Genomic DNA, 19,899 nt, shown 5'->3' with positions numbered 1-19,899 from the left:
CGGACATGCCCGGCATGGACCACTCTCCGAAACCAAGCCCGAACTAAGGAAGACAACCCATATGCGTAAAATCCTTCCCCTCGCCGTCGCCGCAATGACGATGGTTTCCGTTGGCGCCGCCGCCGCCCAGAGCTCGTCGACCAATCCCCATGCGGGTCATGGGAACATGTCGATGCCGGCTCCGTCGCAAGACGGCGTGAAGACGACGCCGGCCGATGGCTGGATGTCTTCGACGGCGCCGACCGTCTTCACCATCACCTTTCCTCATTCGATGAAGCTGACGTCGCTTACGGTGGCTACGGACGGCGGTCGTCCGGTCTCCATCCCCGTGCAGGCCGCGGCAGGCACGACAGTGACGACGCCCTTGCCCGCTCTGGGCAAGGGAAATCACGTGCTGACGTGGTCTGCGGAGGGCGCCGACGGCCACCGTATGAATGGCGCAACGCGTTTCATGGTCCACTAGGACGTCTTCATGGCGAAGCCGACCGACCGGCGCCGATATGGGCCTGGTCGGTCGGCTTCGCCGCCCATCTTGACTTGCCGACGCTTGGAGCGCGTAACCTGACGCCGTGATGTGGAACCTGATCCGCACAGTTTTGGTCGCCTTGGCTCTGGCCGGATTCTTCGGCCAGTCGACGGCGCACGCCATGCCGATCCAGATGTTCCAGAACGTCGGGATCGGCGCCGAGGCGATGGACTGCGCCGAGGCCATGGATATGGACGGGGACAGGTCCGAAAACCCCGGCGACTGCTGCAAGGACATGACGCCGGACTGCATGGCCAAGATGGGGTGCGCTGCTGTGGCCGCGCCGATGCCGCCGCTCGTCCTGATCCCTCCGCCGGCCTCGCGCGGTACGATCGCCTTTCTCCATTTGAACGTCTCGCGTGAAGGGGCCGGGCCCGCTCCGCTTCATTCTCCTCCACAACAGCAGGCCTGATCCGCCCATCGGTTTGATCGGCGCCCCAAGCGGCGCGCCCTTGTCATCCCGATGGAACGCCATGCCCCATGCGTCGCGCCGTTCGTGGCCGATGCACGCTGTTTCAAAGGAGGATCCATGCTCCCCCGTTTCCAGTCGGCCAGGTCGACCGTGCTTGTGCTCGCCGTCGCCAGCCTGTCAGGCGTCGCTGCCTGCCAGTCCGTAGAACGCACCAGCGCTTCTGATTGTGTTCGCCAAGTCTCGCCGCCGTCTTCCGCCCCCCATGACGTGTTTCGCCGTGTGGTTTGCGTGGCCCCACGTGAAGGCCGCTCCGCCCATCGGGCTCCGGCTGTCGTCGAGCGCACGAAAGGGGAGGCGGCGTCGGCCGCCTCGACGCATCGCCCTGACCAGGAGGGGCTGTAGTGCGCGCGCTTGGCCTGCCTTCGGTCCTTGCGTTGTTGGCGTCCTTCGGCGCCATGTCGGCCCAAGCCGAGCCCCTGACCTTCGAGGCCGCCCTGGCGCGGGCGGCCTCTGACGCCCCTGATCTTCGCGCCAGCGCTCTTGGCGTCGATGCGGCCCGCGCCGCCGTGGTCGCGGCCGGACGGCTGCCCGATCCCAGCCTCAAGTTCGGACTGGACGGCTTTCCCGTGACCGGCCCCATGGCGGGCCGGTTCGGCGAGGACGACTTCACCGCTCTGCGGGTCGGCGTAGAGCAGGAGTTGCCCAGCCGGGCGCGCCGTCGAGCGGAGCGCAGCCTGGCCGAGGCCGCGATCGGCGTCGCGGTCGCCGACGACGCTTCGGCGCTGCGCGAGGTGCGGATCGCGGCGGGCCTGGCCTGGATCGATCTCTATTATTCAGACCGCAAGCTGTCCGCCGTGGACGCGGTCCTGGCGGCGCTTCAACCGCTCTGGGACGCTGCGCCATCCGGGGTGGCGTCGGGCGCGGATCGTCCGGCCATGGCCCTGGCGCCGATCCAGTTGAAGGCGGCGCTGGACGATCGGCGCAGCCGGCTGGTTGCGGAACGGGAGGCTGCGCGCGCCGTGTTGACCCGGTGGACGGGCGACCCGGCGCCCACCACGGACGGCGCGCCGCCGTCGGACGCGCCGGACTCGTCGGCTTTGCGCATGGGGCTTGGAAACCTGCCTGTGCTGAAGGCTTACGATGCCGAGGATCGGCGGGCCCAGGCCGAACTCGACCTGGCAAGGGCCGGACGACGTCCGGACTGGTCGGTCGAGGCCAGCTATCAGCGCCGCGACCCCGCCTTCGGCGACATGGTTTCGGTGGGCGCCAGCGTGCGTCTGCCGCTGTTCCAGGGGCAGCGTCAGGAACCCTTGATCGCCGCACGGTCCGCGGACGCGCGCAGGGTGGGAGCGGCGCGCGAGGGGGCGCGCCGCCAACTGGAGGCGGACCTGCAGCGCGATCTGGCTCAGCACGCCACGGACCACGATCAGTGGATCAGGGCGCGCGACATCGTCCTGCCCGCCGTCGTGCAGCAGTCCGATCTGGAGACCGCCGCCTATGCCGCCGGTCGGATCGGGCTCGCCGAAATCGTCCAGGCCTTCACCGCCGTGGCCAACGCCCGGCTGGACGCGCTGGACAAGGAGGCGGCGGTGATGCGTCACGCCGCCGAAATCACCCTGACCTATGGGAGCGACCGATGAGCGGGCTCAGCTACAATCGCCTCGGCGTCGCCCTGAGCGCTCTGGTGCTGGTGGGGATCGGCGTCGGGACCGGCCTGGTGATCGGTCAGCGATCCGGGAGCGCGGGCGCTCCTGCCGCTGACGGGGCAGGGGGCCGCAAGGTCCTCTACTATTATGATCCCATGTATCCGGACCGGAAGTTCGACAAGCCGGGTCAGTCGCCCTTCATGGACATGCCCCTGGTCGCCAAATACGCCGACGAGGGCGGGGCTGGAGCGGCCTCCGGCGGCGTGCGCATTGATCCGGCCCTGACGCAGAACCTGGGGGTTCGGTTTGCGACGGCGCGCATGGGAAGCCTGGGCGGCGATCTGATCGCCACGGCCGTGATCGACTACAATCAGCGTGATGTGGCGATCGTGCAGTCGCGGGCCGACGGCTTCGTGCAGCGGGTCTATGATCGCGCGCCCGGCGACGTCGTCGCCGCCGGCGCGCCCCTGGTCGATCTGCTGGTTCCCAGCTGGGGCGGGGCGCAGACGGAATACCTGGCGCTGCGGCGCACCGGCGACGCCGCGTTGATCCAGGCGGCGCGGCGCCGGCTGGTCCTGTTGGGGATGTCCGACGGCCTGATCGCCTCGGTCGAACGCAGTGGTCGGCCGCGGGACACCATCACCATCGCCAGTCCGACGGCCGGCGCCATTCGCACCCTGGCGGTCCGGCGCGGCATGAGCGTGACGCAGGGCGCCGCCCTGGCCGAGATCAGCGGCCTGTCGACCGTCTGGCTCAACGCCGCCATCCCGGAGGTCCTCGCCGGACAACTGCGGGTCGGACAATCCGTGGAGGTAGGCCTGACGGCCTTCCCGTCCGAACGCTTCACCGGCCGCCTGACCGCCCTGTTGCCCGAGGTGTCGGGCGACAGCCGCACCCTCACGGGCCGCATCGAACTGGCGAACCGGGGCGGACGTCTGCGGCCGGGCATGTTCGGCCGGGTCGTGTTCGGCGGGGCGACGACCTCTGCGCTTCTTGTGCCGTCCGAGGCGGTCATCCGCACGGGTCAGCGCGACATCGTCATGCTGGCCCTGCCCGAGGGGCGCTATCAGCCGGCCCAGGTCCGTATCGGACGTGAGAGCGGCGGCCAGACGGAAATCCTGGCGGGCCTCCGCGCCGGAGAGCAGGTCATCGCCTCGGGGCAGTTCCTGATCGATTCCGAGGCCAGCCTGTCGGGCGTCGCGGCGCGACCCATCGGCGACGCCGCGCCCCCGGCGGCGTCGCCCGCCGCCGGGATGGCGATGAAGGAGCCGGGCCGATGATCGCCCGCATCATCAGAGCCTCGGTCAAGGGGCGGGTTTTCGTCCTGATGGCGGCGCTGGCCCTGCTGGTCGCGGGGCTGTGGGCGGTCAGGAACACCTCGGTCGACGCCCTGCCGGACCTGTCGGATGTCCAGGTCATCATCCGCACCAGCTACCCCGGCCAGGCGCCGCAGATCGTCGAGAACCAGGTCACCTATCCCCTGGCGACCACCATGTTGTCGGTGCCGGGCGCCAAGACGGTGCGCGGCTACTCCTTCTTCGGCGACAGCTATGTCTATGTCCTGTTCGAGGACGGAACCGACCTCTACTGGGCCCGGTCGCGGGTGCTGGAATACCTCAGCCAGGTCCAGTCCAGGCTCCCCGACAGCGCCCGGCCCGCGCTGGGGCCGGACGCCACCGGCGTTGGCTGGATCTATGAATACGCCCTGGTCGACCGGACCGGGCGTCACGATCTGGCGCAGCTTCGCAGCCTGCAGGACTGGTTCCTGCGCTATGAGCTCAAGACCGTGCCGGGGGTCGCCGAGGTCGCGGCCATCGGCGGCATGGTGCGGCAGTATCAGGTCGTTCTGGACCCGATCAAACTGGCTGGCTACGGCGTCATGCACCAGCAGGCGGTCGAGGCCGTCCAGCGCGCCAACGCCGAAACAGGCGGCTCGGTGCTGGAACTGGCCGAGGCCGAATACATGGTCCGGGCCAATGGCTATCTGACCAATCTGGATGACTTCCGCGCCATACCGATCCGCACCGCGGCCGGCGGCGCGCCCGTGACGCTGGGCGACGTGGCGACGATCCAGATCGGCCCGGAGATGCGGCGCAGCATCGCCGAACTGAACGGCGAGGGCGAGGTGGCCGGCGGCGTGGTGGTGCTGCGCTCGGGCGAGAACGCGCGGGCCACCATCAAGGCCGTGCGCGACAAGCTCCAGACCCTGAAGGCCGGCCTGCCGGCGGGCGTGGAGGTCGTCACGACCTACGACCGCTCGCAACTGATCGACCGCGCCGTCTCCAACCTCAGCCAGAAGCTGATCGAGGAGTTCATGATCGTCGCGCTCGTCTGCGGCCTGTTCTTGTGGCACGCGCGTTCGGCGCTCGTCGCCATCCTGACCCTGCCGCTGGGGGTGCTGGCGGCCTTTCTGCTGATGCACGCCCAGGGGGTGAACGCCAACATCATGTCGCTGGGCGGGATCGCCATCGCCATCGGGGCCATGGTCGACGGGGCGATCGTCATGATCGAGAACGCCCACAAGCATATCGAGCGATGGGAGCACGACCATCCCGACCAGAAGCTGACCGGCGAGACGCGCTGGACCGTCATCACCGAGGCGGCCGCCGAGGTCGGCCCGGCCCTGTTCCTCAGCCTCGTGATCATCACCCTGTCCTTCGTGCCGGTCTTTACGCTCCAGGCGCAGGAGGGGCGGCTGTTCGCTCCGCTCGCCTTCACCAAGAGCTACGCCATGGCCGCGGCGGCCATTCTGTCGGTCACCCTGGTTCCCGTGCTGATGGGCTATCTGATCCGGGGACGAATACCCGCCGAACAGAGCAATCCGATCAATCGCTGGCTGACGCGGCTCTATCGTCGGCCGCTCGACTGGGTGCTGAAACGGCCCCGGACCACCCTGGCCATAGCCGTCCTGGCCTTCGCCACCACGGCCTGGCCCCTGAGCCAGCTGGGCGGGGAGTTCATGCCGCCGATGGACGAGGGCGACCTGCTCTATATGCCCTCGGCCCTGCCGGGACTTTCGACCGCCAAGGCCGCCGAGCTTTTGCAGCAGACGGATCGGATGATCCGTTCCGTGCCCGAGGTCGCCACCGTGTTCGGCAAGGCGGGGCGAGCCGAAACCGCGACCGACGCCGCGCCGCTGGAGATGTTCGAGACCACCATCCAGTTCAAGCCGCGCGATCAGTGGCGGCCCGGCATGACGCCGGAGAAACTGGTCGAGGAGCTGGACCGCGTCGTGCGCGCGCCAGGCCTGGCCAATCTCTGGGTGCCTCCGATCCGCAACCGCATCGACATGCTGGCGACCGGGATCAAGAGCCCGATCGGGGTCAAGGTCTCCGGGGCTGACCTTGCCGAGATCGACCGCATCGGCGCCGACGTGGCCAAGGTCGCCCAGACCGTGCCGGGCGTCACCTCGGCCCTGGCCGAGCGGCTGACCGGGGGGCGCTATGTCGATATCGACATCGACCGGGAGGCGGCGGGCCGATACGGGCTGAACATCGCCGATGTCCAGTCGATCGTGGCCGGCGCCATTGGTGGCGAGACGATCGGCCAGACCGTCGAGGGCCTGGCTCGCTATCCGATCAATGTGCGCTATCCGCGCGAACTACGGGATGATCTTGAGCAACTGCGGGCGCTGCCGGTCCTGACGCCGTCGGGTCAGCAGATCACCCTGGGCACGGTCGCGAAGCTGGAGATCGCCGACGGCCCTCCCATGCTGAAGTCGGAGAACGGACGCCCCTCGACCTGGGTCTATGTCGATGTCCGTGGGCGAGACCTGGCGTCTGTCGTCGCCGATCTGAAAAAGGCCGTGGCCAGGGATGTGCGCCTGAGCCAGGGCGTCGTCATCGCCTACTCGGGGCAGTACGAATATCTGGAGCGGGCGGCGAACCGGCTCAAGATCGTGGCTCCGGTCACGCTCGTGATCATCTTCATTCTGCTGTATCTGACGTTCGGTCGTTTCGACGAGGCCTTGCTGATCATGGCCACCTTGCCCTTCGCCCTGACCGGCGGAATCTGGATGCTCTACCTGCTGGGCTATCACCAGTCGGTGGCGACCGGCGTCGGTTTCATCGCCCTGGCCGGCTTGTCGGCCGAGTTCGGCGTGGTGATGCTGATCTACCTCAAGCACGCCCTGGCGGATCGGGGACTGAACCCTGATCGCGATCAGGTGGAGGCGGCGGTCCGGGAGGGGGCGCTGCTTCGGGTCCGGCCCAAGGCCATGACGGTCGCTGTCATCATCGCCGGCCTGTTGCCGATCCTGATCGGCCACGGCGCCGGATCGGAAATCATGAGCCGCATCGCCGCGCCGGTCATCGGCGGCATGCTGACGGCGCCCTTGCTGTCCATGCTGGTGATCCCGGCCGGATACCTCCTGCTTCGCCGTCGAAAGCTACCCAACCCCGCGTCCAACCCTGGAGAACCCAAATGAAACACGCCCTCATTCTGTCGGCCGGTCTGGCCATCGGCCTCGGCGCCTGCAACCAGAAGACGGAGCCTGCGCCGGTCGAGGCGCCGGCCGCCGCCCCGGCGACCTCCGGCGACATGGCCGCCACGCCCATGGCCTCGGCCGAAGCCGTCAAATCCGGCGTCGGAACGGGCGTGATCACGAAGGTCGATGCGGCGGCGGGCTCGGTCACGATCGATCACGGTCCGATCCCGGGCGTTGACTGGCCCGCCATGACGATGAGCTTCAAGGCGGCCCCGACCGTGGTCGAAAAGGCCAAGGTCGGCGAGCGCGTCCAGTTCGACGTGACGGTGCGCGGTCGTGAATCCGAAGTGACCGCGATCCGGCCCGAATAGGCACGGTCGTCCCGGGAGAAGGTCGACGATGGGGCAAACGCTGCGTCGTCGGCTGGCCCCTAGGCCCCAGGCCCTGGGCATTGCGACTACGGTCTGTTCTGCGGCAGGGCTTCAAGCCGTCAGGGCGAGAAGGCTCGAGAAACCAACCCGAGCGGCGCCGGAACCGAGCGAGGTCTGGTCGGTTTCCGATGACGTCCTCTGGTCGTCCCGAGGACTGCGGTCCCGACCTGTCCGGACGCCTTCCCCGGCACGGATAGATCGGGACTGCCCCAGCGGACAGCCTTGACCCAGGAATGATGTCCTTCGCGTTTGGCGTCCGTTCCAGAGACAAGGCGATTAGCAAGGAACAGGATGATGAAAGTCAACGAATGCATGAGCACGGACGTGCAGGTCTGCTCGCCCGGCGACTCCATCGGCGACGCTGCGCGGATGATGAAGAAGATCGACGCCGGTTTCCTGCCGGTCGGCGAGAATGACCGGTTGGTCGGGATGATCACTGATCGCGATCTGGCGGTTCGCGCGGTCGCGGAAGACCGAGGTCCGAAAACGCCTGTACGCGATATCATGAGCGCCGAGGTCCTTTACTGCTTCGATGATGAGAGCCTTGACGACGTCGCCTCCCAGATGGGCGCACTGCAAGTCCGCCGGCTCCCGGTCCTTAGTCGGAGCAAGCGGCTGGTGGGGATCATATCCCTTGGCGACATCAGCCAGGTCGGTGGAAATGGTTCACAGGCCGCTGCGGCGCTTGCAGGAGTAACCGAACCGAGCGCTCGTCATAGTCAGCATTGAGGCTCCATGCCTGGTCGTTCTTTTGTGATGAGACGAGCGACCTGGATTGATGCCTATCCGCGGGCGTTAGGCTTGCCCGGTCTCCCTCGCATATAAAGCAGCGCCAAGCCGATCATGGCGACGATGCTGAAGGCGGCGCCTGATAGAAAGGCGGCTTGCGGTCCCGCCAGAGACCAGAGCCCGCCCGCCAGGGTGCTCGCCGCCAGCAAGGCGGCGCCGGTCGCGAGATTGAAGACGCCGAAGGCGGTTCCCCGCAATCGAGCGGGGGCCGTGTCGGCGATCAAGGCAGCCAGCAGACCTTGAGTCATGCCCATATGGAGCCCCCAGAGGACCACCCCGATCAGCACGCCCCCGATCGAGGGGGCGAAGGCCAGGACGATGTCGGCCAGCACCAGAACGCCCAGCCCCAAGGCCAGCAGGATTCTCCGATCGAGATGGTCGGACAAGGCTCCGACAGGCGCTGCGACAGCAGCGTAGACCACGTTCATCACGATCATCACCGCTGGAACCAGGGCGATGGCGAGGCCGACGTCCTGAGCCCTCAGGACCAGGAAGGCTTCGCTGAACCGGGCCATGGTGAACACGACGCCGACAGCGACGATCGACCAGAAGGGCCGTCCCATGGCCTTGACCTCGCTCCATCGGATGGGCGCGCGCGCGGTCCTGGCTTCGCCATGCTTCTTCGGTTCCTCGACGCCGAAAACGAGCAGAAGCACCGCGATGACGGCGGGGACGACGGCCCAGGCGAACACGGCCCGAATGTCGCCTGCCAGGGCCAGCATGAGCAGGATGGCGATCATGGGACCCATGAAGGCGCCGATCGTGTCCAGCGACTGACGAAGCCCGAACGCAGCGCCCCGGTTCCCGGGCTCCGTGATGTCGGCGACGAGCGCATCACGCGGCGCGCCTCTCAGACCCTTGCCGATCCGATCGACGAAACGGGCGCCCAGCACCTCGAACGGCGTCACGGCCAGGGGGAAGAAAGGCTTGGACCCAGCGCCGAGACCATAGCCGAGAACGGCTAGAAGTTTCCGTTTGCCCAGCCGGTCGCTGAGCCAGCCCGAGAAGACCTTGGTGATGGACGCGCCGGCTTCGGATACGCCCTCGACCACGCCGACCAGGGCGACGCTGGCGCCCAGGGTGGTGACAAGGAAGATGGGCAGCAGGCTGTGAATCATCTCCGAGGAGATGTCCATGAACATGGATACGAACCCCAGGGCCCAGACGCCGCGCGGGACCGCTCGCAAGCCTCGACCGATCATCAACCTTCCTCCTGCCGCCGAAGGGTCCGTCAGACCCGAGCGTCGTCACGGATTCCATGCTCCGACACTATCGTGCAGCGCAAAGCGCGTCCTCTGGATACGACGTGCGGCGCGAGCCCGTCCTCGAGAAACGACGGTTCTGGCGGCGCCGCAATTGGGCCGGTCGCTGCCGTTGGACCACGATGTCTGCAAGGGGCGGTCAGCGGAACGATGGCGCCTTGGACGGGTTCCTGAAGCTAACCATTAGCGATCTGGCGCGAGTTGGCGGCTGAGTGGGCCTGAGCAGGAAGGCATGCTGATGCATGACCGGACCTATTGGGGAGCAGCGGCGATATCGATCGCCGTGATCTCTTGGATTCTCTACCGCTATCTGGCCCCCCGGACATGGCGAGAATGGACGCGCGCCGGCGTCCTGCAAGCCTTCCTCATGGCCTTCTACGCCGAGATGTATGGGTTTCCGCTCACGCTCTACGTGATCACCCGCGTCTTCGGCCTCGACGCGGGAAGTGGGCTTTGGCGCGGAAATCTGTGGGTCTACCTGACCGGCATTCCCGAGATCATGTACGTGTCGATGGTCGTGGGATACGGCGTTGCGGCCTTCGGGCTCATGCTGGTCGTTATCGCCTGGCGGCAACTGCATTCGGGGGCGAGGGAAGGCCGGCTCGTTACGCAGGGCGCATACGCCTATATGCGGCACCCGCAATACACCGGACTTTTCCTGGCGATTCTGGGCGAAGGGGTGATCCACTGGCCCACCATCTTCTCTCTCGCGGCCTTTCCGGTGATTGTCATCGCCTATGCATGGCTCGCCAGGAGCGAGGAACGACAACTGCTCGGCCAGTACGGCGAAGCCTACAGGCGATACTGCAGCCAGACCCCGATGTTCATTCCAAGGCGTGCGGCATGGGGTTCGCTGGTGCGGTGGGTCGCATCACCCAGGTCGGGAGGAAGATCTGTCTAGGAGCCTGTCATGGATCAGAACCTCGTCATAACCATCGTCGCTATGTTGCTGTTTATCTGCTGCGTGGCGCCCATGATCATGAAGGCGCGCCGCCGGCGGAAGACGGACGCTCCGAAGCGTGAGAACGACACCGATACGAAACGGGAAGAATAGGCCAGCCAGGCCACTAGGCGATTTCCTTCGCGACCCATCCTCAACCTGGGCCGGGGCTTCGGAACCCCTACGCTCTCGCGGGGTTGCGTAGGGCAGAGCGGCGATCGCCCCGAGAATGGCTATCCAGACTGGCTTCCGCCGATTGATTGTCAGGATGCATCGCGACGATGAACGGCATGAATATGATGAGCGGCATGGGCGGCATGATGATGCTGGCGATGGGCCTTCAATGGCTCCTCGCCGTCGTGCTGGCTGTGCTTGGGATCGCGGCGTTGGTGAAATACCTGCGAACCCCCTCGAAATAGGTCTGGCTGCGGTCGAGCTGTCGTTCTCGTCCCTGACCGCAGCGAGCCGCCTACACATCGGATGCTGCGTCTTGTTGCCGTTGGGCCAGTCGGGCTTTGCAGGCCTCGCGGACGAATGTCGCGGAGGAGGGCGATGCGTTCGGCGACATAGGCCGGTTCCACCTCGTTGCGGGTCATCGCCGTGTCGCCCGGGCGGCGAACCGGTCCGCGACTGAGGATATGAAAAGGCCCCGTCGACAAGCTTGGGCGCGAGCTGACGGGGCCTTGTGCTTTTAGCGACGAACCGGGTTCGCGCCTTCAAAGGTCATGAAGGGGGCGGGGGCGCCGCTGCCGAAGCGCATGACGTCGTAGCGTTCGGGGGCGTAGCCGGGGGCCTCCATGCCGGGCGAGCCGGTCGGCATGCCGCCCACGCCGATGCCGCGCGAGGCTCCGGGTGACTTCAGGAAGGCGTTGACGGCGGCAGCGGGGACGTGGCCCTCGATCACCTTGCCGTCGACGACGGCCGTGTGGCAGGCCCACAGGGACTCGGGCACGCCGAGGCGGGTCTTCACCGGGGCCAGGTCGTCGGTCGGAACGACGCGGATGGCGTAGCCGGCCTTGCGCATATGCTCGACCCAGCCGCCGCAGCAGCCGCAGGAATCGCTCTTGTAGACGGTCATGTCCGAGGCCTGGGCCACGGTGGGCAGGCCGTTCAGGAGGAAGCCCGCGCCGCCCAGGATGGCGACGCCGGCGGCGAGAGCGGAAAGCTTGAGCTTGTTCATGATCAGGCAGCCTCGGCCGGATAGCCGGCGTCTGCAAGCGCGGCCATTAGGGTTTTAGGGTCGGCGCTGGTCGTCACCTCGACACGGCGGGCCTCGATGTCGGCGGTGATCTGGGCCGAGGCGTCGACGGAATGAATGGCCTTCTCGACGCCGGCGACGCAGCCGCCGCAGCGGATCTTGGGGATGTTGAGCACCTGTAGATCAGTAACTCCGGGGCCGTGAGCGGACATGGGCGGACCTTTCAACATTTGACGCCTGTCGGTTCTAATCCTTCCCCTTATGGGAAGGTCAACGGCCGGAATCATGATTTTTCGGGTTGGTTGGCTGAGCGACCTTCATGCGCCGGGCGCCGCGGGATCCGGATAGTCGACAGGCAGGAGGCGCGCCGTGAACAAGGGGCAATACCGCTCATTCGGGATCGAGTTGGTCACGCCCACGGCGATCCTCATGCTCTGGTTCATGGGATCCATGTATCCGTCGCGTAAGCTGAATCTGGTGATCGTCGGCGAGGCCGCCGCAGTGTTCGACCTGGCTTCGTAGGCATGCGGGCCAGGCGGGGGTGGGCGACAGGGAGTTCCTCCGCTCCATGATCCCCCCACCATTCCGGCGCGATACTGGCGTGCGAGCAGGCCTCGATGCGCGATCGGGATATCCTGGCCCTGTGCGACCAGATCGTGCGGGCGCAGGACGATGAGGTCGCCCGGATGCAGGCGATCCTGACGCGGCTCGACGCCAGATAAGCGCGACGTCTTTGGAAGGATTTGCCGCCGCTTCGCCTGAAATGCGACCTCTTGGCCGCTTACTGGCCCGCGCACGCTTGTGTGGCGACCTGTCGCAAGGGGAAACGGCTAGCGGGTGCGTAGTACCCAGTGAAGCTCGCTTCGAAGTCGTCGGCGGCGAGCCGCATTCAAGAAGGATGATCCATCATATGTCGAGCATGGCTCTCGATCGCAGATCCCTGTTGCGGGGCGCCGCCGCCAGCGGCGGAATACTGGGCCTCTCCGGCCTGATGCCGGCCTGGGCCCAGACGGGTTCACCCGGGCTGCGCGCCGACCTGCCGACGCTCACGGGGCCGAACATTGACCTGACGGTGGGCCATTCCAACTTCACCGTCGGCGGTCGCACCGGCCACGCCTTCACCGTCAACGGCCTGCTGCCTGCGCCCCTGCTGCGGATGCGCGAGGGCCAGAACGTGCGTCTGTCGGTGACCAATACGCTGGACGAGGACACCTCGATCCACTGGCACGGCCTGCTGCTGCCGTTCCAGATGGATGGCGTGCCGGGCGTCAGCTTCCCTGGCATCAAGCCGCGCGAGACCTTTGTCTATGAGTTCCCGCTGAAGCAGTCGGGCACCTATTGGTATCACAGCCACTCGGGCCTGCAGGAAGCCATGGGCCACTACGGCCCCATCGTCATCGACCCGGCGGGCGCCGATCCGGTCGGCTATGACCGCGAGCACGTTCTGGTCCTGTCGGACTGGAGCTTCCTGCATCCGCACGAAATCCTGGCCAAGCTGAAGAAGAGCCCCGGCTACTTCAACATGCAGAAGACCACCCTGGCGGGCTTGCTGGACGGGTCGGACGGGATGGATCTGGCCGAGCGCCGGATGTGGGGCGGGATGCGGATGGACCCGCGCGACATCCTGGACGTCAACGGCACCACCTACACCTATCTGGTCAACGGTCACGGCCCGGAAGAGAACTGGACCGGCCTTTTCCGGCCCGGCGAGCGGGTGCGTCTGCGCGTCATTAACGCCTCGGCTATGTCGATCTTCAACGTCCGCATTCCGGGTCTGGCCATGACCGTGGTCCAGGCCGACGGCGAGCATGTCCGCCCGGTCGAGATCGACGAGTTCCAGATATCGGTCGCCGAGACCTATGATGTCATCGTCCGCCCGCTTGAGGACCGCGCCTACACCATCGTCTCAGAAGCCATCGACCGTTCGGGCATGGGCCGCGCGACCCTGGCCCCGCGTCTGGGCATGACCGCCGAAGTGCCGCCGCTGCGCAAGGTGCCAAACCTGACCATGGCCGACATGGGGATGGGCGGGATGGATCACGGCAGCATGGCCGGGATGGACCACTCCGCTCACGGCGCTGCTGCCGGAGCCGCAGCCGCCGCGCCGATGGACCACGGCGCCATGAGTATGCGCGACCCGAACAATGCCCCCGCCGACATGGCGGTCGGCGTCGGGGTGGACGCCATCGCGCCCGCGCCGGCCAACCGTCTGGGCGAGCGGCCGCAGGGTCTTCAGGACGTCGATCACCGGGTGCTGGTCTATACCGATCTGCGCTCCCTGACGCCCAACACGGACACCCGCCCGCCGTCGCGGTCGATGGAAATCCACCTGACCGGTAATATGGAACGGTTCATGTGGGGCTTCGACGGCCGCAAGTTCTCCGAATTGGTCGAGCCGATCCGGTTCGAGCTGAACGAGCGGGTCCGCGTGACCCTGGTCAACGACACCATGATGGCCCACCCGATCCACCTGCACGGCCACTTCTTCGAGCTGGTCAACGGCCACGATGGACATCAGCCGCTGAAGCACACGGTCAATGTGGCGCCGGGGGGCAAGGTGACCTTCGACCTGACCGCCAATGCGCCGGGCGACTGGGCCTTCCACTGCCACCTGCTGATGCACATGCATGCGGGGATGTTCAACGTCGTCACGGTTCGTCCGCTGGAAGGAGCCGCCCGATGAGCCGCGCCCTGTTCGCCGCTGCCGCGGTTCTGCCCCTGATGCTGGCCGCCGGTTCCGCCGTCGCTCAGGCCCACGGGGGGCATGGCGCCCACGGCGCCCACGCCGCGCCCGCCCGCCCGCCGCAGGTCCGGCCGACGCCCAAGCCGCGCGCTGCCGCACCTCAGCCGCGCCGCGTCGCGCCAGCCGCCCCGGCGGCGCCGGCTGATCCGCACGCCGGTCATGACATGAGCAGGATGCAGACGGCTCCGGCCCAGGCGCCTGCCGCCGACCCTCATGCCGGCCACAACATGGGGGCAGCTCCGGCGGCTGCGGCTGATCCGCACGCCGGTCATGACATGAGCGGGATGCAGACGGCGCCGACGGCTGATCCTCACGCGGGTCACAACATGGGCCAGACGCCCGCGGCTGATCCCCATGCCGGGCACGACATGTCGGCCATGGCCGGCGGCGCGCCCAACATCCCGACCAGCGTGGACGCGGTCGGCGGTCGCATGGTCGAGACCCCGCCGCCCGCCGCCGCCCTCGCCGCGCCCGCCCATGCGGCTGACCTGCTGTTCGACCCTGCCGTCATGGCGGCGTCGCGCAAGCAACTGCTGGTCGAGAACGGCGACGTCCGCACCACCGCGGTCCTGATCGACTCGATCGAGGCCGGCTTCGGCGACGGCGAGAAGAGCTACAGCTGGAACGCCCAAGGCTGGACCGGCGGCGACATCAACCGCTTCTGGTGGAAGACCGAAGGCGAGGGCGCGTTCGGCGGTCAGCTGCACGACGCCGAGGTCCAGGCCCTCTATAGCCGCGCTGTCGCGCCCTTCTGGGACGTGCAGGCGGGCGTGCGGCAAGACTTCCGCCCGGATGGCGACGACACGACCCATCTGACGGTCGGGGTGCAGGGCGTCGCGCCCTACTGGTTCGAGATGAGCGCCGCCGCCTTCCTGTCGACCGAGGGCGATCTGACCGCCCGCGCCGAGGCTGAATACGACCAGCGCATCACCCAGAGATGGATCCTGCAGCCCGCGATCGAGGCAGCCTTCTCGGCCAGCGACATTCCCGAGCTGGAGATCGGTTCGGGCCTGACCTCGGTCACGGCGGGGCTGCGTCTGCGCTATGAAATCCGCAAGGAGTTCGCGCCCTATGTCGGGGTCGAGTGGAGCCGCTCGTTCGGCGACACCGCCGACTACGCCAAGGCCCGCGGCGACGACGTGGATGCGACGCGTCTGGTCGTCGGGATCAAGGCCTGGTTCTGACGTCGAAAAGTCGGAGACGGTCGCAGGACCGTCTCCGGTTCCTACTCTGGGTCAAGCGCCCCTAAGCCCTGCGGGGGTGAATAGGCAGTTGGTCAGGATCGGGTCGTCGTCAGGGCGGCGTGGTCTATGGCCTCGACGCGAAGAACCACGCCGCTCCAGGCCAGGGTCAGGCCTTCGATGACCTTGTCGGACGGCGCCTCGAAATCGACGCCAGCGAAAGCGTCGTTCATCCACCCCAGGATCTCGCGGGCGAGGTGCGCGCGCAGACTGAGGGTCGCCGCATCTTCTGTCATGGAAAGCCCCCGCTTGTCCGTCTGCGCCTACGTGAGGTTGCGGGCGATGGGGGTCTTCTAACGAGGGTGGCGTCCTCATGTCCAGAAGAACGGTGTTTGTTCGGCAGGGCGGTTGGGGGAACTCCGAACCTCAGGCTGCCCCCTTGCGGCAAAGGAGGAGGAAGGGCGGCCAGGGGCGCTCCAATCGGGAGCGCCAGAACGGAGGTCGCCATGTCGACCAACTCTGCCGTCGTCCTTCATCGCCAGATCGAACCCCAGCCCGAGGATGCGGATCTCGTCCTTTTGGCGTCGATCCTCGAGCGCGTCCTGTCCCCGAAGGCCGGCCGCACCGCAGCCGAGGAAATGATCGAGACCTTCCATGGGCTACGGCGCCGGAAAGCGACAGGCCGGTCTCGGTCCGATCAGCAGCAAGTTGGAGGGAAATTTCACGATCGAGCGGCGACTGGTGTGAGGCGTCGGAGGTCATGAGATGAACGTTCCAGGGGCACCCTCGGCTGAGGGCGACGGCGATCCTGGGTCCACTCTGCCGCAAATGATCGGAGGGTCAACGAAGTCCGCTTTTGCAGAGCTAAGATATTGAAAAAATGGTGCCGGTTGCAGGAATCGAACCCGCGACATCCAGTTTTACAAACCGCAATGCGGGCCGAGCGGCCATTGAGTAGTCTGGCGTATCCGGGTCTCGCCTCTCCGGAAGCGCTCACGCTCCTCACCCGAAGCCGTTGATCCACGCCTCCAGCTCTGACCAGTCGTTGCGACTGGCGAGGTCCAGGCCGACGGCAGAAAGCAAATCCAGGTGGGTTGGTGAGACCGAGCCCTCCCGACTGGCCGCCATGCACATCGTCAGCACCGCCTGCTGCGTCCGGCCATCGACGCAGAGCGCGAGCGCACGGACCTTGGCCGTCTCCAGGTCTGCGGTTCGCCCCGGAACACTGGCTTCGTCGGCAGCCGAAGCAACATCAGTTTCGGATCGCGCTCCGGTAAGGTGCTCCGCCCATTTGACGAGAGCGTCGCGCTTCTCCGGCACATAGGTATAGCGGTCGTAGACGGCCGTGACTGCTGCGCCGTCCTTTGGCGTATGGCCGAGCACGAGACCGACGATGAAACGGGTGACGCCGTAGCGCCCCGTCAAGGTCGTCGCGCCCGTTCGGCGGACATCATGAGGCGATCGAAGCGGCAGCTTCCTGCGCTCGAAGATGCGCGAAAAAGTTCGCGTGATCGCCTGCTCGTCAATGCATTGATCGGCGACGCGCGGGGAGGGGAAGACGAAGGGGCTGTCGGGATCGAGTGCGATCGCTGCACCGAGCACCTCCAGAGCCTGCGGGCTCAGCGGGACGACGTGCTGACGGTTGGCCTTGGCCCGGTCCGCCGGAATCACCCAGAGCGCGGCGTTCAGGTCGAACTCCGCCTTTCGCGCGCCCGCGACCTCGTTGCGGCGCGTCAGGGTGAGCATGAGCAACTGGATGGCGAGCGCCATGACCGGTTCGGGCCGCGCCGCAAGGCCGACATTGAGGTAACCGGGCGGCCGAGGCTGTACGCCGTCCAGCGCAATGTCCCAAACCAGCCTCAGTCCGGCGTCGTCCAGCATCCGGTCGCGTGAAACCAGAGCCAGAGGCCGAGCGAGACCGACCACGGGATTGGCATCGATCATCTCCTCCTGAACACAGAAGGCCATGACGCTGTGAAGAAGCCCGCCAATCGAAGCCGCGCTGGCGGCGGAGAGGCGCCGCTCGGTCACGAGCGAACGCATGAAGGTCTTGACCTCGGCGCGCTTCAAATCGCGCGGCGCCGTCGTACCGAGGGATGGCGAGATATGACGTTTCCAGAGGTGGCGCTCGTTGGCGATCGTCCTTGGACGTTTGGGCCTTCGGCGACCGCCATGCAGACCCAGCTCCGCTGCAGCCCAGTAGGTCTCCGCGACTTCGTCCAAAGAGTCCTGGGGCGGAGCGGGAAGCTGGGCGGCGGCGCGCTCCGCGACGGGGTCGACGCCCTTGAGAAGTTCAAGCCTGAGTTCGGTCGCCTTTTGCCGTGCATCGGCAAGCGACACCTCGGGATAGTCGCCAAGGATCACCCTACGCCGAGGTCCGTCTTTGACCGCGTATCGAACCTCGAACTGCCTCAGGCCAGACGGCCAGACCCGCAGGCTAAGACCTCGGGCGCCGGAAACACGGCGCTCGAACCGACAGTCGAGCGGCTTGAGGCCGACGATCTGGCGATCTGTCGTGATGACCTGGGTTGGCATGGAGGCTACGTCCTGAGCAAATCAGACGCGCCCAGCCTACCATCAAGGGGGGCAATAGGGGGGCAGTCGGTGCAAGATTCACTGCAAACCCGTGCACAGGTGTGCAAACCTCGATTCTTTTATGTTCAGTCACTTAGGCGAGTTTTGTAATGTGATGAAAAGCCCAGAAATGGCATCTGGGGCGATTTACACCGAGAGGGTCGGCGGTTCGAACCCGTCGCCGCCTACCAAATTTCAAATACTATCAGCATTGATGGGCGGCGGCTGGGATGGCTTGGGTAGGGCCCCTGGCCTGACCGCCGCCCGACTGCGGGACCTAATTGGGATCCCGCGTGCTGTCGGCGCGTCCGGCCATCGGCCGTCCCGCCAGGCTGTGGCGACGGCCGTAGGCCAGATAGAGACCAACCCCCGCCAGGTTCCAGATCAGGAACCAGATCTGGGTCTTCTGCGGCAGGCTGGCCAGCAGGTAGAGACAGCCGGCGACGGCGATGGGCCCGACCACCCAAGCCAGGGGCGTGCGGAACCCGCGCGGCGCGTCGGGGGCGCGACGGCGCATGATCAGCATGCAGAGGGCGACGGCTGAGAAGGCGACCAGGGTGCCGGCGTTGGCCAGGGCGACGATCTCATCCAGCGGGAAGAAGAGGGCGATGACGCCCACCACGGCGCCCGTGAACAGGGTGATCCGCACGGGCGCGCCGCTCGACGACACCTTGGACAGGCCGTGGGGCAGCAGGCCGTCGCGCGCCATGACGAAGAAGATCCTGCTCTGGCCGTAGAAGAAGGCCATGATCACGGTCGGCAGCGTAATGACGGCGGTGACGGCCAGGAAGCGGGCGGCGCCGGGCTGATTGATCTCGCGCAGGATCAGGGCCAGCGGCTCGGGGCTGTTGGCGAAGCGGGTGAAGGGGGCGGCGCCGAGCGCGGCGAGGGCGATCACGGTGTAGATGGCCGCACAGGCCAGCATCGAGCCCATGATGCCGATGGCCAGGTCGCGTTTCGGATTGCGGGTTTCCTCGGCGGCGGTGGCGATGGCGTCGAAGCCGTAGAAGGCCGAGAAGATGATGGCCGCCGCCGCCATGACGCCGCGCTCGATCCCGTCGCTGCTCATGTTGCGGGCGAAGCCGTAGGGGCTGAAGGGCTCCAGATTGGCGGCGTTGAAATGCGGCAGGGCGAACCAGACGAAAATCGCCAGGGCCGAGAGCTTCACCGCCACCAGGATCATGGTCAGGCCGGCGCTCTTGCGCGTGCCGGCGATCAGAAGGCCGGCGACCGCCAGGATGATGAAGAGGGCCGGCAGGTTGGCGATGCCGCCAACGTGGGGCGCCTGCATCAGGGCCATGGGCGCGCCCAGCCAGCTGTTCAGTAACGGCGCGGCATAGCCCGACCAACTGACCGCTACGGCGCTGACCACCAGGCTGTATTCCAGGATCAGGCTCCAGCCGATGATCCAGGCGAAGACCTCGCCCATGACAACGTAGGAGTAGGTGTAGGCGCTGCCCGACGCCGGAATCATGGCCGCCATCTCGGCATAGGCCAAGGCGGCGCAGGCGCAGACGAAGCCGGCGATCAGGAAGGATAGCAGTACCGCAGGACCGGCCTTGTCGGCGCCGATGCCGATCAGGGTCAGGATGCCGGTGCCGACGATGGCGCCGACGCCCATGGCGATCAGATGCGGCCAGCTCAGGGTGCGCGCCAGGCTCTGGCCGTCCTGAGGGGTTGCATCGATGCGCTTGCGCGTGTTCCAACGGCCCATTCGGGGCTCCTGCGTGATGGGGGAGTGATCAAATTAGTGCCATAGGCGCTCAGCGAC

19 protein-coding genes are annotated in these 19,899 nt (G+C 66.8%); 13 read left to right on the top strand and 6 right to left on the bottom strand.

Annotation, left to right across the window (positions count from 1 at the left end; translation table 11 throughout):
* Positions 1-61 precede the first annotated feature (61 nt).
* From VGE49_RS03820 to VGE49_RS03790, 7 genes are all read left to right on the top strand, one after another.
* Positions 62-463 (top strand): copper resistance CopC family protein, encoded by a 402-nt coding sequence (locus tag VGE49_RS03820; RefSeq protein WP_331033255.1) that lies wholly within the window; start codon positions 62-64, stop codon positions 461-463.
* Between the two features lie 109 nt (positions 464-572).
* Entirely contained in the window at positions 573-938 is a 366-nt protein-coding gene (locus VGE49_RS03815; protein WP_331033254.1) for a hypothetical protein, read from the top strand.
* A gap of 455 nt (positions 939-1,393) precedes the next feature.
* Positions 1,394-2,578: a TolC family protein gene (locus VGE49_RS03810; RefSeq protein ID WP_331033253.1), complete on the top strand. Its 1,185-nt coding sequence runs from the start codon at positions 1,394-1,396 to the stop codon at positions 2,576-2,578.
* Positions 2,575-3,864, top strand: coding sequence for an efflux RND transporter periplasmic adaptor subunit (locus VGE49_RS03805; RefSeq protein WP_331033252.1), 1,290 nt, complete (start codon positions 2,575-2,577; stop codon positions 3,862-3,864). The genes VGE49_RS03810 and VGE49_RS03805 overlap by 4 nt, the downstream gene beginning before the upstream one ends.
* Positions 3,861-7,010 carry an efflux RND transporter permease subunit gene (locus tag VGE49_RS03800; protein WP_331033251.1) on the top strand — a complete coding sequence of 1,050 codons (3,150 nt, stop codon included), beginning with the start codon at positions 3,861-3,863 and terminating at the stop codon, positions 7,008-7,010. Before VGE49_RS03805 ends, VGE49_RS03800 begins: the two co-directional genes overlap by 4 nt.
* Positions 7,007-7,381: a copper-binding protein gene (locus VGE49_RS03795; RefSeq protein ID WP_331033250.1), complete on the top strand. Its 375-nt coding sequence runs from the start codon at positions 7,007-7,009 to the stop codon at positions 7,379-7,381. The genes VGE49_RS03800 and VGE49_RS03795 overlap by 4 nt, the downstream gene beginning before the upstream one ends.
* A 354-nt stretch (positions 7,382-7,735) precedes the next feature.
* On the top strand, positions 7,736-8,170 hold the full coding sequence (locus tag VGE49_RS03790) for a CBS domain-containing protein (RefSeq protein ID WP_331033249.1): 435 nt from the start codon (positions 7,736-7,738) through the stop codon (positions 8,168-8,170).
* A gap of 53 nt (positions 8,171-8,223) precedes the next feature.
* Here the strand turns inward: VGE49_RS03790 and VGE49_RS03785 are convergent, their stop codons facing one another.
* Positions 8,224-9,432, bottom strand: coding sequence for an MFS transporter (locus tag VGE49_RS03785; protein ID WP_331033248.1), 1,209 nt, complete (start codon positions 9,430-9,432; stop codon positions 8,224-8,226).
* A 292-nt stretch (positions 9,433-9,724) separates the two neighbouring features.
* Between VGE49_RS03785 and VGE49_RS03780 the strand changes: the two genes are divergently transcribed.
* The 3 genes from VGE49_RS03780 to VGE49_RS03770 all read left to right on the top strand — a co-directional run bounded on the left by VGE49_RS03780 (position 9,725) and on the right by VGE49_RS03770 (position 10,851).
* Positions 9,725-10,393 carry a methyltransferase family protein gene (locus VGE49_RS03780; RefSeq protein WP_331033247.1) on the top strand — a complete coding sequence of 223 codons (669 nt, stop codon included), beginning with the start codon at positions 9,725-9,727 and terminating at the stop codon, positions 10,391-10,393.
* Positions 10,394-10,402: 9 nt separating this feature from the next.
* Positions 10,403-10,546 carry a hypothetical protein gene (locus VGE49_RS03775; RefSeq protein ID WP_331033246.1) on the top strand — a complete coding sequence of 48 codons (144 nt, stop codon included), beginning with the start codon at positions 10,403-10,405 and terminating at the stop codon, positions 10,544-10,546.
* 167 nt (positions 10,547-10,713) lie between these two features.
* Positions 10,714-10,851 carry a hypothetical protein gene (locus VGE49_RS03770; protein ID WP_331033245.1) on the top strand — a complete coding sequence of 46 codons (138 nt, stop codon included), beginning with the start codon at positions 10,714-10,716 and terminating at the stop codon, positions 10,849-10,851.
* 272 nt (positions 10,852-11,123) lie between these two features.
* On the opposite strand, the gene VGE49_RS03765 is transcribed toward VGE49_RS03770, so the two are convergent.
* Positions 11,124-11,612 carry a DUF411 domain-containing protein gene (locus VGE49_RS03765; protein ID WP_331033244.1) on the bottom strand — a complete coding sequence of 163 codons (489 nt, stop codon included), beginning with the start codon at positions 11,610-11,612 and terminating at the stop codon, positions 11,124-11,126.
* 2 nt (positions 11,613-11,614) lie between these two features.
* Positions 11,615-11,842, bottom strand: a complete 228-nt coding sequence (locus tag VGE49_RS03760; RefSeq protein WP_331033243.1) for a heavy-metal-associated domain-containing protein — start codon at positions 11,840-11,842, stop codon at positions 11,615-11,617.
* A 157-nt stretch (positions 11,843-11,999) separates the two neighbouring features.
* On the opposite strand from VGE49_RS03760, the gene VGE49_RS03755 reads away from it, so the two are divergent.
* From VGE49_RS03755 to VGE49_RS03740, 3 genes are all read left to right on the top strand, one after another.
* Positions 12,000-12,152 carry a hypothetical protein gene (locus VGE49_RS03755; protein WP_331033242.1) on the top strand — a complete coding sequence of 51 codons (153 nt, stop codon included), beginning with the start codon at positions 12,000-12,002 and terminating at the stop codon, positions 12,150-12,152.
* A gap of 388 nt (positions 12,153-12,540) precedes the next feature.
* On the top strand, positions 12,541-14,313 hold the full coding sequence (locus VGE49_RS03745) for a copper resistance system multicopper oxidase (protein WP_414643595.1): 1,773 nt from the start codon (positions 12,541-12,543) through the stop codon (positions 14,311-14,313).
* Positions 14,310-15,557, top strand: coding sequence for a copper resistance protein B (locus tag VGE49_RS03740; protein ID WP_331033240.1), 1,248 nt, complete (start codon positions 14,310-14,312; stop codon positions 15,555-15,557). Before VGE49_RS03745 ends, VGE49_RS03740 begins: the two co-directional genes overlap by 4 nt.
* A 92-nt stretch (positions 15,558-15,649) precedes the next feature.
* Here the strand turns inward: VGE49_RS03740 and VGE49_RS03735 are convergent, their stop codons facing one another.
* The 3 genes from VGE49_RS03735 to VGE49_RS03725 form a co-directional block, all read right to left on the bottom strand.
* Complete coding sequence (locus VGE49_RS03735; protein WP_331033239.1) at positions 15,650-15,850, bottom strand: hypothetical protein; 201 nt, start codon at positions 15,848-15,850, stop codon at positions 15,650-15,652.
* Between the two features lie 706 nt (positions 15,851-16,556).
* Positions 16,557-18,089: a tyrosine-type recombinase/integrase gene (locus VGE49_RS03730; RefSeq protein ID WP_331033238.1), complete on the bottom strand. Its 1,533-nt coding sequence runs from the start codon at positions 18,087-18,089 to the stop codon at positions 16,557-16,559.
* Positions 18,090-18,405: 316 nt separating this feature from the next.
* Positions 18,406-19,842, bottom strand: a complete 1,437-nt coding sequence (locus tag VGE49_RS03725) for an amino acid permease (RefSeq protein WP_331033237.1) — start codon at positions 19,840-19,842, stop codon at positions 18,406-18,408.
* Between the last annotated feature and the right edge of the window lie 57 nt (positions 19,843-19,899).

Source organism: Brevundimonas sp., assembly GCF_036405315.1.
GTDB lineage: Bacteria > Pseudomonadota > Alphaproteobacteria > Caulobacterales > Caulobacteraceae > Brevundimonas.
The sequence above is the reverse complement of the archived record's forward strand: the minus strand, read 5'-3'. Positions and strand labels throughout refer to the sequence as shown.